Consider the following 13,026-nt stretch of genomic DNA (forward strand, 5'->3'; position numbering starts at 1 on the left):
ACGGGTGAGCAAACGGCGAGACGCTGATGAAGGCCGCTTTCGGCCAATCACAAAACTTGGAAACCAGAGGAGGCATGACCATGGACAACTTCGTTGTCATCACCGGTTGTTCTGGTAGCGGCAAGTCCACGCTCGTCGGGGAACTGCAGCGCCGAGGCTTCAACATCGTAGAAGAGCCGGGGCGCAGAATAGTGGCGCAGCAGTTGCCCGACGGCGGCAGAGCTCTGCCGTGGATCGACCTCGCCGCTTTCGCCGAAGAGGCAATCAAACTCGCGACCGAAGATCTTGAGCGGATGGCCGCCAAGCAGGAGTGGGTCTTCTTCGACCGCGGCCTGAACGATGCCGCATCCGCCTACGCAGTCGCGGCCGGGGATGAGGGACCGCTTGATCGCCTGATCAAGAAACACCGATATCATCCGCGTATCTTTGCTCTCGAACCATGGCCCGAGATCTACGTTCAGAACGCAGAGCGTCGGCATGGCATCGAGCAAGCAATGGAAGAATACGATCGCCTGGCCAGTCTCTATCCAAGGCTTGGCTATGAGTGGATCATTGTGCCCAAGTTACCGGTTGATGCACGCGTCGACTTCATCCTGCAGGTTTTGTCGACTTGATCGCCCAAAACGCAGAAAACCCGGCGCAAGGCCGGGCTTTCCGTCGTTCCAGGACTGGATCGATTAGTTCTGGAAGTACGAGTACTTGCCGTCCTCGCCCTTCTTCCAGGTGTACATCACGTAGTCCGGACGGGTGATGTCGCCCTTGGCGTCGAAGCCGAGTTCGCCGATTACGGTCGTGTACGGACCCTTTTCCTTCAGAGCCGTAGCAACGGTTTCCGGGTCGGAAGAAGCAGCAGCCTTGGCAGCTTCTGCGATAACCTGCAGAGCAGCGTAGGAGTACAGCGTGTAAGCTTCCGGCTCGAAGCCAGCGTCGCGGAACTTCTTCACGGCGTCGGCAGCGTTCGGGTTCTGGCGCGGATCCGGCGGGAAGGTCATCAGCGTGCCGTCAACTGCGTCACCGGCGATCGAAGCAAGTTCGTTCGAGGTGATGCCGTCGCCGGACATCAGGGTTGCTTCCAGACCCTGGCTGTCCATCTGACGCATGATCAGGCCAGCTTCGGTGTGCAGACCGCCGAAGTAGACGACCGATACGCCAGCTTCCTTCATCTTGGCGATGAGGGCCGAGTAGTCCTTTTCGCCGGCAGTGATGCCTTCGTAGATGACTTCGGTAACGCCGAGTTCGTTCATTGCCTTCTTGGTTTCGTCGGCAAGACCCTGGCCGTAAGGTGTCTTGTCATGAACGACAGCAACCTTGGCGTCCTTGAAGTTGTCGGAAATGTACTTGCCGGCAACTGCACCCTGCTGGTCGTCACGACCGCAGGTGCGGAAGGTGTTCCACAGGCCGCGCTCGGTGAAGTTCGGGTTGGTCGAAGCAGGCGTGATCTGCAGGATGCCGTTTTCGGCATAGACTTCAGAAGCCGGGATCGAAACGCCCGAGTTGAAGTGACCGACGACGAACTTGACGCCGTCAGCGACGAACTTGTTGGCGACCGAAACGCCCTGCTTGGCGTCCGAGACGTCGTCGCCGAGAACGATCTTGATCGGCTCGCCGTTGATGCCGCCGGCGGCATTGATGTCGGCAGCAGCCTGCTCGGCACCCTTCTGGAGCTGAGCGCCGAACGCAGCGTTCGGGCCAGTCAGCGGGCCGGCAACGCCAACGAGGATTTCGGCGTAAGCGTTGCCGCTGAAGGCAACCATGGCCGTCAGCGCAACTGCCGAAAGAAGAGACTTCTTCATATTGTGACTCCCAAGTTTTTTATGCGGGTTAGGATTGAAAACCCTGCGCAATACCCGCTGTGACTGCGCCGGAAAACTGTTCCACTCTTTGTATACGGCCGAGGCCTTGTCTTATTGCAAGTCGACGCCCTCTGTCGTCAATCTGCGACAGAAAACAACAGCTTGTCAATCTTTGTTCTTCCACGAGAAATACGAGGTTCTCTCATAGAGCCAGTAGTAGTTGTCGACCATCTGCGTGGTGCGGCGGGACTGGAAACCAGCCACGGCAAACACCATCAGGATGACCACGTCGAGGACGTAGAAGAAGGGGCTGACGAACGGTCCTGCAAACAGCGAATAATGCAGGAAACGCATCGCGAACCCCAAGCCCAGCACGTAGACGAACACCGTGCCATAGCCGTTCCAGCCCTCGGCTGCGGCCTTGCCGGTCCGCCATGCGGTCCAGAAACCCAGCAGCATCACGAGGAACCGCAGCACGAGCCGAACGGTGGTGTCGCTTTCGAAAAACAAACCTTGCATGTCAAATTCTCCCCGCGCTCAGTGATGGCCGCCTTCGAGATAAGCCGCGCGGACCGACGGATCGGCCAGCAGTTCCTTACCCGTGCCACTCATCGTCACCTTGCCGTTGACCATGACATAGGCACGGTCCGACAGTTTCAGTGCGGCGAAAGCGTTCTGCTCGACGAGGAAGACGGTCAGCCCCTCTTCCTGGTTGAGCCGCTTGATCTGTTCGAAGATGCCTTTGACGATCAGCGGCGCAAGGCCGAGCGAAGGCTCGTCGAGGAGAAGCAGCTTCGGGCGCGACATTAGCGCACGACCGATGGAGAGCATCTGCTGCTCGCCACCCGACAGTGTGCCGCCGCGCTGGCTCTGGCGCTCCTTCAAGCGTGGGAACATCGTGAAGATCTTCTCCACGTCTTCCTTGAAGTATTTCAGGTCATCAAGGCCGGCACCCATCTGCAGGTTTTCGAGCACCGTCATGCGGGGGAAGATGCGGCGACCTTCCGGCGACTGAGCGATGCGGCGACGGGCGATCAGATGGGTTGGGATCTTGGTGATGTCTTCACCGTCGAAGATGACTTGTCCGGAGCGCGCCTGTGGGCTGCCGCAGATGGTCATCATCAGCGTCGACTTGCCGGCACCGTTGGCACCGATAAGCGATACGATCTCGCCCTTGTGGACCTCGACGTCGACACCGGCGAGCGCACGGATATTGCCGTAGTAGGTTTCGACATTGGAAACCTTGAGAAGCGGTTCAGAGGACATCAGGCTTCCCCTCCGGCAATCGCTTCGACTTCGTGGATCACTTCTTCCAATTCTTCATCCTCGACACCCAGATAGGCCGCGATGACCTTCGGGTCGTTCTTCACGTGATCAGGCGTGCCATCAGAGATCTTCTGGCCATATTCCAGAACCACGACGTGGTCGGAAATCTGCATGACGACGGACATGTCGTGCTCGATCAGGAGCAGCGACGTGCCTTCATCGCGAATGCTGCGCAACAGCGTGTTGAGCGCCAGGGATTCCTTCGGGTTCAGACCGGCTGCCGGTTCGTCGAGGCACAGGAGTTCCGGCCCCGTGCACATGGCGCGGCAGATTTCCAGACGACGCTGTGCGCCGTAAGGCAGGTCGCCTGCCGGGTCATCGGCACGATCGGTGAGATCCGCCTTGTCGAGCCAGTAGCGAGCCTTCTCGATCGCATCGTTTGCCGCCTTCTTGTAGGCCGGCAGGCCGAGGAGACCGAGAACGGTGTAGCCCGACGCCTTCATCAGCGCATTGTGCTGAGCAACCAGCAGGTTTTCGAGAACGGTCAGACCCGAGAAGAGCCGGATGTTCTGGAAGGTACGCGCCACCTTTGCCTTCTTCGGGATTTCGAAATCCGGCAGGCGTTCCAGCAGGAACTGGTCGCCGGACTTCTGGGTCAGCGTGATCATACCCATCGTCGGCCGATAGAAGCCGGTGATGCAGTTGAAGACGGTGGTTTTGCCGGCACCGTTGGGGCCGATCAGCGCGGTGATCTCGCCGCGCTTGGCTTCGAAAGAGAAGTCGTTGATGGCCATCAGACCACCAAATCGCATCGACAGATGCTCGACCTTCAGGATGGTGTCATTGCTCATTGTCGTGTTCCCGGAAGTCATCAGCCGTGACCTTCCTTGGTAAAGCTGCCCGAGACGGCCTTGCGCTCCTTGAGGAAGGCCGTCGGCTCTCTGCTGCCGACGAAGCCGCGCGGCTTGAACAGCATGACGACGACCATGGCGAGGCCGAAGAGGATCATGCGGTACAGTTCAGGCGTGAAGTCGGGGCCGAAGATGTGCTTGAGGAACTCCATTTCGCGCAGCGCTTCCGTGCCGCCGATCATGACAATCGCCGCAATCGCGATACCCGTCAGCGAACCCATGCCGCCGAGAACGACGATGGCGAGGATAACCGCGGATTCGAGGAAGACGAAGCTTTCCGGCGAGACGAAGCCCTGGCGGGCAGCGAAGAACGAGCCGGCAAAACCACCGAACATCGCACCGATCGCAAAGGCGGTCAGCTTGGTCGTCACGGTGTTGATGCCAAGCGAACGGCAGGCGATCTCGTCTTCACGCAGCGCTTCCCACGCACGGCCGATCGGCATGCGGCGAAGCTTGATCGTGACATAGGCCGTCAGGCAGCACAGCGCCAGGATCACGTAGAAGAGGTAGATCTTGTAGTAGGCGGACGACATCGGCAGGCCGAATGTCTTGGCAAAGCCGTCAGCCGAGGCATTGAACTCGATGCCGAAGAAGGTGGCCTTCGGAATGCTCGAGATACCGAAGGTACCCTTGGTGACGTCCTGCCAGTTGATCAGCACCAATCGGATGATTTCCCCGAAGGCGAGCGTCACGATGGCAAGATAGTCACCCCTGAGCCTCAGAACCGGGAAGCCAAGGATGATGCCCCAGAAGGCAGCCAGAATGCCGGCGAGCGGCAGAAGCAGCCAGAAGGACAGGCCGAAGTTCTGTGCGAGCAGCGCGTAGGAATAGGCACCGACCGCGTAGAAGGCGACGTAACCGAGGTCGAGCAGGCCGGCGAGACCGACGACGATGTTCAGACCCCAGGCCAGCATGACGTAGATCAGGATCTGGATGCCGAAGTTGTCGACATATTTCAGCGAACCCTGAACGCCTGTGAGAGCGAGAATCACCGGCGGGTAGAGAATGAGCGCCAAGAGCGCGATCTTCAGGAAATGCGTCTTGAAGAAGGACGGCTTGGCATCGATGTCGTGCACCGGCACCGCCGCCGACTTCTTCTCCTTGCGGGCGGCGAACCACGGCGCAATGAAGGCGACCATGGCGAAGCGACCGAAGGCGGCGATAAGGACGAAAATCGCCAGCAGGCCGGGACGCGTGTACCAGACCAGCTCGTTCGCCATGTTCTGATCGGTCTTGATGCCGATGTAGAGGACGAAGAGACCGAGCGAGATGACACCTGCGAAGATGCCTTCCTTGATGGCGCGCGCGAGCGTGCCGGACGAAGCGGCACCGTTTACGTTTGCAGAAGTGGTCATGGGATCAAACCTTCTCGACTTCCGGACGTCCGAGGATGCCGGTGGGCTTGAAGATCAGCACGAAGGCCAGGATGCCGAAAGTCGCGACGTCCTTGTAGGCGATGCTGAAATAAGCGGACCAGAGCGACTCGATGAGGCCGATCAACAGGCCACCGAGAACAGCGCCCGGGAGCGAGCCGATACCACCGAGAACCGCGGCCGTGAAAGCCTTGACGCCCGGGATGAAGCCGTCGTGGAACGAGGCAACACCATAATACATCAGGTACATCGTACCGGCGACGGCGGCGAGTGCTGCACCCATCACGAAGGTGATGGAGATGGTGCGGTCGACGTCGACGCCGAGCAAAGCTGCCATCTTGCGGTCCTGTTCGGTCGCGCGCTGGGCACGTCCGAGCGGCGTCTTGTTGACGAGGTACCAGAAGGCGGCAAGCAGGATGGCGGTGATGACGACGATGATGACCTGCTTCACGGCGATGGTGACATTGCCGAAATGCAGGACGTCGCTGACCAGCGGCGGGATCGGCTTGTTGCGCGGACCCTGCGAGATCTGGATGAAGTTGGACAGAACGATCGACATGCCGATCGCGGTGATCAGCGGCGCGAGGCGGAACGAACCGCGCAACGGCCGATAGGCCACACGCTCGATCGTCCAGTTCCACAGACCCGTCATCAGCATGGCAATGATCAGCATGATCAGCAGCGCGAGCGCCACTGGAATGCCGGCAAAGAAGGATGTCAGGATGAGGAAGACGATAAGAGCGGCGAAGCCGCCAAGCATGAAGATATCGCCGTGGGCGAAGTTGATCATGCCGATGATGCCGTAGACCATCGTATAGCCGATAGCCACGAGGCCATAGATGGATCCAAGAGTCAGCCCGTTAATGAGCTGCTGGATGAAGTACTCCATATATTATCCCCCGGACGCGCCTGATTGATGCGTCTCATTTTGTTGTCCCTTTCGGGCATAGGCGTCGGAGGATTCCATATCGCTTTGTCCGAAAATGTGAAGCCAAAAAGGCATCCGTCAGACAAAATGTTACTGTTAACAGGCGCTTTGACCCGGGAAATGACAGGTCACACAAAAAAGAAGCAGAAAAAGCTTAGGAAATCAGCAGGTCGCGCGAGGCGACCCGCCGTTCATTCTCGGGAACTAATGCAAGCCCACTTTTGTGGAAAACGGTTCAGTTTCTCATTCGCGACCCGTTCGCGTCAAAAAGCGACTGAGGCTGCAGACGGGCGGGCAGGATTTCCCCAAGAATTTCCACGCCCCAGCCATCGATTTCGTCGGCAATCTCCTTCGGAACATAGCCGATGGCGACCGACACGCCGCTCGGATGGGCAAAGCCGCCCGAGGTGACCCAGCCGCGCACCTCGCCGTTGAACGAGATCGGTTCGTCGCCGATGACGTCGGCATCCTTGGCCTCGACGATGAAGGTGCGGAGCCGAAGCGTGCCGCCCGAAAGCTTCTCTTCCAGAGCCGCCTGCTTGCCGATGAAGCTCGCTTCTTTCTTGAGCGCCACGAAACGCGACAGCCCGGCTTCGAGCGGCCCGTAGAGCGGGCGATATTCGCGCGACCAGCTGCCGAAGCTTTTCTCCAGTCGGAGCGCATTGAGGGCTCGCAGACCGAACAGCGAGATGTTGAATTCGGCACCCGCCTCCATCAGCGTATCGAACACATAGCGCTGATATTCGGGCCGCATCCAGATCTCATAACCGAGATCACCGGTATAGCTCACGCGGCCGAGCATGACAGGCGCCATGCCGAGATCCATCTCGCGGATCGCCATGAAAGGCAGAGCCTCGTCCGAGACATCGAGATGGGTGAGCTTGGCGAGCACCTCGCGCGACTTCGGCCCGGCAATCGACAAGCCGACGAGGCTGAGGTTGAGGGCCTCGACATCGACCGAACCATCCTCCGGCAGATGGCTCTCGAACCAGCGCATGTGATAGTCCTCGGCAATGCCGGAACCGATGATCAGGAAATCCTCGTCGTCGAGATTGGCAACGGTGAAGTCGCCGATCAGCTTGCCGGCCTCGTTCAGCATGGGTGCCAGCGCCATGCGCCCGACTTCAGGCAGCTTGCAGGCAAGCATCCGGTCGAGCCAGGCCCGAGCCCCCTCCCCGCTCACCATGTATTTGGCAAAGCCCGAGGTCTCCATCAGGCCGACGCTCTCGCGCACGGCCTTGGCCTCACGGCCGACCGCCTCGAAATCCGTTGACCGGCGCCAGGAAAAGGCGTCTTCGACACCTTCAGGCGCAAACCAGAGCGGCGTTTCCAGACCATAGGATGCACCGAAGACGGCACCGGCCGCCTTTAGCTTATCATAGACAGGCGTGGTCAGCAGCGGACGTGCGCCCGGAAGCTCTTCGTTTGGATAGCGGATCGAGAAGCGGCGGGAATAGTTCTCGCGCACCTTGGCATTGGTATAGGCGAGCGTCGCATAGTCGCCGTAACGGCAGACATCCATGGCGAAGACATCGAAGCCCGGATCGCCCTCGATGATCCAGTTGGCAAGCGCCAGACCCACGCCACCGCCCTGAGAGAAGCCGGCCATGACCGCGCAGGCCGACCAGTAATTGGTCATGCCGCGCACGGGACCGACCAGCGGATTGCCGTCAGGCGAGAAGGTGAAGGGGCCGTTGATGATCTTCTTGATGCCGGCATTGTTGAAGGCCGGGAAATGTCGGAAGCCGATTTCAAGCTCGTTGGTGATGCGCTCCAAATCTTCCGCCAGCAGTTCATGGCCGAAGGTCCAGGGCGTCTCGATCGGCGACCAGGGACGGCAATCCTTTTCATAGGTACCCATCAGCATGCCGTTGCGCTCCTGGCGGATATAGATCTCGCCGTCGAAGTCGACGCAATGCATGAGTTCCTTGCCGGTCGTCTTATTGAACTCGATGACCTCGGGCATGTCCTCGGTGATCAGATACATGTGCTCCATGGCAAGCACGGGCAGCTCCAGCCCGACCATGCGCCCGACTTCGCGCGCCCAGAGGCCGGCGGCGTTGACCACATGCTCAGCCCGGATTTCGCCCTTGTCGGTGATCACCCGCCAGGTGCCGTCTTCCAGCTGCACCAGATCCTCGACCTTGGTGTGCAGATAGATCTCGGCGCCATTCTTCTTGGCTGATTTCGCATAGGCGTGGGTCGTGCCGTAAGGGTCGAGATGCCCCTCATGCGGATCGAAGACCGCACCTACGAACTGCTTGGGATCAAGCAGCGGCATCATCTCATAGGCTTCCTGCGCCGAAATGAGCGTCGCCTCGCCGCCTGCATACTTGCCCTTGGCCAGCAGCGACTTCATCCAGTCGAAGCGCTCCTTGGTGGCAGCCAGCATCAGGCCCGATGTCATATGCAAGCCGATGTCCTGGCCGGAATACTCCTCGATCTCCTTGTAGAGCTCGACCGTGTATTTCTGCAGCTTGGCAACATTCGGATCGCCATTGATCGTGTGCATGCCGCCGGCCGCATGCCAGGTGGAGCCGGAGGTCAGCTCCGAACGCTCCAGAAGCACCACATCGGTCCAGCCGAACTTGGTCAGGTGATAGAGGACCGAACACCCGACGACACCCCCGCCGATGACGACGACACGCGCATGGCTCTTCATGGAAAACGCTCCCTTGGCGGCAAAGATTGATCCGACAAAGCTAGATTGCCCGCATGAAAGCCAGAAGACCATGCTGCGACGAAACATGTCGCATGAGTGACAGGCAGTGTTCTCTCGGCGGCGTCGCGGTTGCGACTTTTGTGTCAATCAAACACGACACGCGGCTGTCATTTTAAGAGTTCAGTAAGTTAGCAAATATAATCATATCATATCGGCCCATTTCCCCCGCCGCCGCCCCAAATCAGAGATCCGCATGTCATTTTTCGCCTTCGGCAGCGATGCCCGCTCTATTCTGAACGCCCTCGAAAAATCCCAGGCCATCATCGAGTTCGACCTCGAGGGCCGCATCCTTCATGCCAACGACAACTTTCTGAAAGCCATCGGATATCAGCTGAGCGAAATCGTCGGCCGGCATCACCGCATGTTCGTCACCCAGACCGAAGCCAACTCTCCCGAGTACCAGCAGTTCTGGCGCCATCTGGCCGCCGGAAACTTCGACCAGCGCCAGTACAAGCGCATCGCCAAGGGCGGCCGCGAGATCTGGATCGAAGCGACCTACAATCCCGTCTGCAAGGGCGATCGCCCCTATAAGGTCGTCAAGTTCGCGACCGACATTACGGCGATGAAGCTGAAGTCTTTGGACGCCGAGGGCAAACTCACGGCTCTCGACCGGGCACAGGCCATCATCGAGTTTTCGCCCACCGGCGAGATTCTGCATGCCAACGAGAACTTCCTCGGCGCCATGGGCTACGCGCTGTCCGAGATCGTCGGGCGCCACCATCAGATCTTCTGCGACGCGGACTACGCTTCATCGGCAGAGTATCGCGACTTCTGGCGCGAACTGGGACAGGGCCGTTTCGTCTCCGACCAGTTCACCCGCTTCGGCAAGGGCGGCAAGAAGATCCACATCCAGGCCTCCTACAACCCGATCATGGATGCAGACGGCAAGGTGCTGAAGGTCGTCAAGTTCGCAAGCGACGTCACCGAACGCTTCCGGGTCATCGAAGAACTCGGCGCAGGCCTCGGCCGCCTTGCGGACAGCAATATCCGCATCACGCTCGACGAGCCCTTCGGCGCGGAGTTCGAACCGCTGCGGCGGGACTTCAACGCCTCGATCGGCGCCTTTCAGCAGACCCTGTCCGGCGTCCTCGACCAGACGCATGAACTGGCACGCAATGGCAGCGCGATGAAGAATTCTGCCGAAGAACTGTCCGACAGAACCCATCAGCAGGTCGTCGCACTTGAGCAGACGGCAGCGGCCTTGTCGGAAGCAACCACCAAGCTTCGGGCGGCAACCGAGCGAACGCGCGAAACCCGCCAGATGGCAACGGATGCCCGTGCCGCCGCAACCTCCTCTGTCGCCGTCGTCCGCGACACGGTCAGCGCCATGGAGCGCATCGAGGGTGCCTCCAACGAAATCGGCAAGATCATTGGCGTGATCGATGAGATTGCCTTCCAGACCAACCTGCTCGCGCTGAATGCTGGTGTCGAGGCAGCACGTGCCGGCGAGGCCGGCAAGGGCTTTGCCGTCGTTGCCCAGGAAGTGCGCGAGCTTGCCCAGCGCTCGGCCAATGCGGCGAAGGAAATCAAGGCATTGGTGAGCACCTCTGCTAATGAGGTGCAGGAAGGCGTACGCCTCGTTGGTGAGACGGGCCGCGTGCTGGAAGAGATCGAGAAATTCGTCTCGGCCATCGACAAAAATGTCGACCGCATTGCGACCTCCGCCGCTGAAGAGACGGCAGCGTTGGAAGCAATCAACGGTGCCGTGACCGATGTCGATGGCATGACCAAGGCGAACGCCGCCATGGTCGCCCAGTCGACCGAAATCAGCCGGGCGGTCTCCGATGGAGCAACCGTACTCGCTGATCTCGTAAACCGCTTCAAGCTCAACCGGCGCAACGGTATCCGCGAGGATGGCAAGGAGGTCTGGACGCCGGCCGAGAGGGCAGCCCGTCTGCGCATGCCCTACCGCGCCGCATCCTGACGCCTGCAGCGCAAAGCCTTCGCCACGGAAAACGCCTCCGTTGAAACTCCAAATCGCCCGCGCTTCCCAGTGCGGGCGGTTCTCATCTCCCCTGCCCGCGGCTCAGCGCGCCGGCAAGCTCCGGACAATCAGATCCATCACCAGCGGCACCCGCCCGCGCAATTCCTCCTCCAGGGCTTCACGGGACAGGTTGAGCATCAGAGCGCGCAGATGGATCGAGCCGAGCAGCGTCGAGACGAGCATGTCGGCGAAAGTCTTGTTATCGAGGCCAGGCGGCAGGCGGAGTGACGGATCGCTGGCCAGAGCCTGTGCAACATGGCTCATCGTCTTCTCGACGCAATCCCGATAGAAGCGCTGCGCAAGCTCCGGATATTTTATCGACTCCGCGATCACCAGCCGTGTCAGCGTGATCTGCCGGGGCGACAGGATCGCCGCCGCGACATCCTCCAGGAGCCGGATCAGACGCACCTCCGACTGCTCTTCACCAGTCGCAGCGCGGCTGTCGATGACGGCCACATCATGGCTGTCGACCAGCGCGCCGAAGAGCGAGGCCTTGTCCGGGAAGAACTTGTAAACCGTCTTCTTAGCCATGCCGCAGGCGCGCGCCACCTCTTCCATGGTTGCATCGCCGTAGCCGAGACTGTCGAAAACGGTTTCCGCCGCCTGCAATATCAAGGCCTTGCGATCATCGTCCGCGAGGCTTGGGGGCCGTCCCACCGTTGCTGAAGCCGTCGTCATGCCTGCCATCCCAAAAGATTCCGGTTGACAATAAGAAACGATTGCGTTTCCTATCTCCTCAAGGAAACGATAGCGTTTCCAATTCCGCGTTTCAACCCCTCGCCGCTGAAGAGACAAGGACCATGCAGAACAAGAACACCACACTTGCGATCGCGCTGGGAGCCGTCTGTGCTCTCGGCCCTTTCGCCACCGACATGTATGTCGCCGCCATGCCCCGCATGGCAGAAGACCTCGCCACAACGGATGCCAACATCCAGCTGAGCATGATGACCTATTTCACTGGCTTCACGCTCGGCCAGCTGTTCTACGGTCCCGTCTCCGACAAGACCGGTCGCAAGCCGATGATCTATCTGGCGCTGGTGATCTTCGTTCTCGCCTCGATCGGCTGCGTGCTCTCCACCGGCGCCACGGAACTGCTTATCTTCCGCTTCCTCCAGGGCATCGGCGGCTCGATCGGCATGGTCATCGCCACCGCCTCGATCCGTGACGTGCATACCGGACAGGCTGCCGCCCGTCTGATGTCCATGGTCGTGCTTGTGCTCGGCATCGCCCCGGTGCTGGCGCCCCTGCTCGGCAGCCTCGTGCTGCAGATGGGCGACTGGCGCATGATCTTCGCGCTCCTCGGGAGCCTCGGCGTAATCGTCGCGGTCATCACCGTCACCATGCTGCCGGAAACCCGCATGCCCGAACTGCGCGCCATGAGCCGCCCAGGCGACGCCCTGCACTGGTATGGTCGCCTGCTCTTCACCCGCAGCTTCATTCCCTATGCCGGCGCACTCGCGCTCGCCCAGGGCGGCTTCTTCGCCTATATCGCCGGCTCGTCCTTCGTGCTGATCAATGTCTATGGCCTCTCGCCGCTCGCCTATTCGGTCATCTTCAGCCTGAACGCCATCGGCATCGGCATCGGCGCGCAGCTCGCCCCGCGCCTGGCAGAGCGGATCGGCGTACGTGGCGTGGTCAAGCTGAGCGCCACCATCTACGCGGCCGCCGGCCTCATTCTGCTCGGCCTGCAGCTGGCCGGCATCGCCTCGCTGGTCCCGGTCTGCATCCTGCTGTTCATCATGGTCATGGGCGTCGGCGGCATCATGCCAACCTGCAACATCCTAGCAATGGAATCCCATGGCGCGATCTCGGGCACGGCAGCGGCCTTGATGGGTGCCCTCGGCTTCGGCGCCGGCGCGCTCGGCAGCTTCGCAATCGGCGTGCTCGATGATGGGACAGCCCTTCCCATGATTGGCGTCATGGCTGCCTGCGCCGTGGCAACAGCCGCGATCGCCATCGTCACCTTCGGCCCGTCCAACGTGACCAAAGCGGCGGCAGCTGTCTGACACGACCTCCGAAAAGCATCAGCCGCCAGTCAAAAGCCGGCGG

Annotated in this window: 11 protein-coding genes; 3 read left to right on the forward strand and 8 right to left on the reverse strand. The window is 60.3% G+C overall.

Features of this window, described 5'->3' with window-relative positions; all coding sequences use genetic code 11:
- The first annotated feature begins 80 nt into the window (after positions 1–80).
- Positions 81–614, forward strand: coding sequence for an AAA family ATPase (locus tag C0V73_RS01670; RefSeq protein WP_102018893.1), 534 nt, complete (start codon positions 81–83; stop codon positions 612–614).
- Positions 615–677: 63 nt separating this feature from the next.
- Here C0V73_RS01670 and C0V73_RS01675 read toward each other — a convergent pair whose 3' ends face one another.
- The 7 genes from C0V73_RS01675 to C0V73_RS01705 form a co-directional block, all read right to left on the reverse strand.
- Positions 678–1,793, reverse strand: coding sequence for a branched-chain amino acid ABC transporter substrate-binding protein (locus C0V73_RS01675; protein WP_102018258.1), 1,116 nt, complete (start codon positions 1,791–1,793; stop codon positions 678–680).
- Positions 1,794–1,958: 165 nt separating this feature from the next.
- The gene (locus C0V73_RS01680; protein WP_102018259.1) at positions 1,959–2,312 is read right to left on the reverse strand and encodes a DUF6867 family protein; all 354 of its coding nucleotides are present in this window, start codon (positions 2,310–2,312) and stop codon (positions 1,959–1,961) included.
- An 18-nt stretch (positions 2,313–2,330) separates the two neighbouring features.
- Entirely contained in the window at positions 2,331–3,059 is a 729-nt protein-coding gene (locus C0V73_RS01685) for an ABC transporter ATP-binding protein (protein WP_102018260.1), read from the reverse strand.
- The gene (locus C0V73_RS01690; protein WP_102018261.1) at positions 3,059–3,931 is read right to left on the reverse strand and encodes an ABC transporter ATP-binding protein; all 873 of its coding nucleotides are present in this window, start codon (positions 3,929–3,931) and stop codon (positions 3,059–3,061) included. The genes C0V73_RS01685 and C0V73_RS01690 overlap by 1 nt, the downstream gene beginning before the upstream one ends.
- Complete coding sequence (livM, locus tag C0V73_RS01695) at positions 3,931–5,325, reverse strand: high-affinity branched-chain amino acid ABC transporter permease LivM (protein ID WP_102018262.1); 1,395 nt, start codon at positions 5,323–5,325, stop codon at positions 3,931–3,933. The genes C0V73_RS01690 and livM overlap by 1 nt, the downstream gene beginning before the upstream one ends.
- Before the next feature lie 4 nt (positions 5,326–5,329).
- Positions 5,330–6,232, reverse strand: a complete 903-nt coding sequence (locus tag C0V73_RS01700; RefSeq protein WP_102018263.1) for a branched-chain amino acid ABC transporter permease — start codon at positions 6,230–6,232, stop codon at positions 5,330–5,332.
- Between the two features lie 274 nt (positions 6,233–6,506).
- Positions 6,507–8,933: an FAD-dependent oxidoreductase gene (locus C0V73_RS01705; RefSeq protein WP_102018264.1), complete on the reverse strand. Its 2,427-nt coding sequence runs from the start codon at positions 8,931–8,933 to the stop codon at positions 6,507–6,509.
- Between the two features lie 253 nt (positions 8,934–9,186).
- On the opposite strand from C0V73_RS01705, the gene C0V73_RS01710 reads away from it, so the two are divergent.
- Entirely contained in the window at positions 9,187–10,917 is a 1,731-nt protein-coding gene (locus C0V73_RS01710) for a PAS domain-containing methyl-accepting chemotaxis protein (protein WP_102018265.1), read from the forward strand.
- Positions 10,918–11,019: 102 nt separating this feature from the next.
- Here C0V73_RS01710 and C0V73_RS01715 read toward each other — a convergent pair whose 3' ends face one another.
- Positions 11,020–11,655 carry a TetR/AcrR family transcriptional regulator gene (locus tag C0V73_RS01715; protein WP_172449958.1) on the reverse strand — a complete coding sequence of 212 codons (636 nt, stop codon included), beginning with the start codon at positions 11,653–11,655 and terminating at the stop codon, positions 11,020–11,022.
- Between the two features lie 122 nt (positions 11,656–11,777).
- On the opposite strand from C0V73_RS01715, the gene C0V73_RS01720 reads away from it, so the two are divergent.
- Positions 11,778–12,983 carry a multidrug effflux MFS transporter gene (locus C0V73_RS01720; protein WP_102018267.1) on the forward strand — a complete coding sequence of 402 codons (1,206 nt, stop codon included), beginning with the start codon at positions 11,778–11,780 and terminating at the stop codon, positions 12,981–12,983.
- Positions 12,984–13,026: the final 43 nt, after the last annotated feature.

Origin of the sequence: Rhizobium sp. TH135, assembly GCF_002855515.1 — a bacterium.
Taxonomy (GTDB): Bacteria; Pseudomonadota; Alphaproteobacteria; order Rhizobiales; family Rhizobiaceae; genus Allorhizobium.

What these genes read in the sequence shown, in the direction of transcription:
- C0V73_RS01670 (WP_102018893.1), top strand. Translation starts at nt 81, where the DNA reads ATGGACAACTTCGTTGTCATCACCGGTTGTTCTGGTAGCGGCAAGTCC.
- C0V73_RS01675 (WP_102018258.1), bottom strand. Translation starts at nt 1,793, where the DNA reads ATGAAGAAGTCTCTTCTTTCGGCAGTTGCGCTGACGGCCATGGTTGCC.
- C0V73_RS01680 (WP_102018259.1), bottom strand. Translation starts at nt 2,312, where the DNA reads ATGCAAGGTTTGTTTTTCGAAAGCGACACCACCGTTCGGCTCGTGCTG.
- C0V73_RS01685 (WP_102018260.1), bottom strand. Translation starts at nt 3,059, where the DNA reads ATGTCCTCTGAACCGCTTCTCAAGGTTTCCAATGTCGAAACCTACTAC.
- C0V73_RS01690 (WP_102018261.1), bottom strand. Translation starts at nt 3,931, where the DNA reads ATGACTTCCGGGAACACGACAATGAGCAATGACACCATCCTGAAGGTC.
- livM (WP_102018262.1), bottom strand. Translation starts at nt 5,325, where the DNA reads ATGACCACTTCTGCAAACGTAAACGGTGCCGCTTCGTCCGGCACGCTC.
- C0V73_RS01700 (WP_102018263.1), bottom strand. Translation starts at nt 6,232, where the DNA reads ATGGAGTACTTCATCCAGCAGCTCATTAACGGGCTGACTCTTGGATCC.
- C0V73_RS01705 (WP_102018264.1), bottom strand. Translation starts at nt 8,933, where the DNA reads ATGAAGAGCCATGCGCGTGTCGTCGTCATCGGCGGGGGTGTCGTCGGG.
- C0V73_RS01710 (WP_102018265.1), top strand. Translation starts at nt 9,187, where the DNA reads ATGTCATTTTTCGCCTTCGGCAGCGATGCCCGCTCTATTCTGAACGCC.
- C0V73_RS01715 (WP_172449958.1), bottom strand. Translation starts at nt 11,655, where the DNA reads ATGACGACGGCTTCAGCAACGGTGGGACGGCCCCCAAGCCTCGCGGAC.
- C0V73_RS01720 (WP_102018267.1), top strand. Translation starts at nt 11,778, where the DNA reads ATGCAGAACAAGAACACCACACTTGCGATCGCGCTGGGAGCCGTCTGT.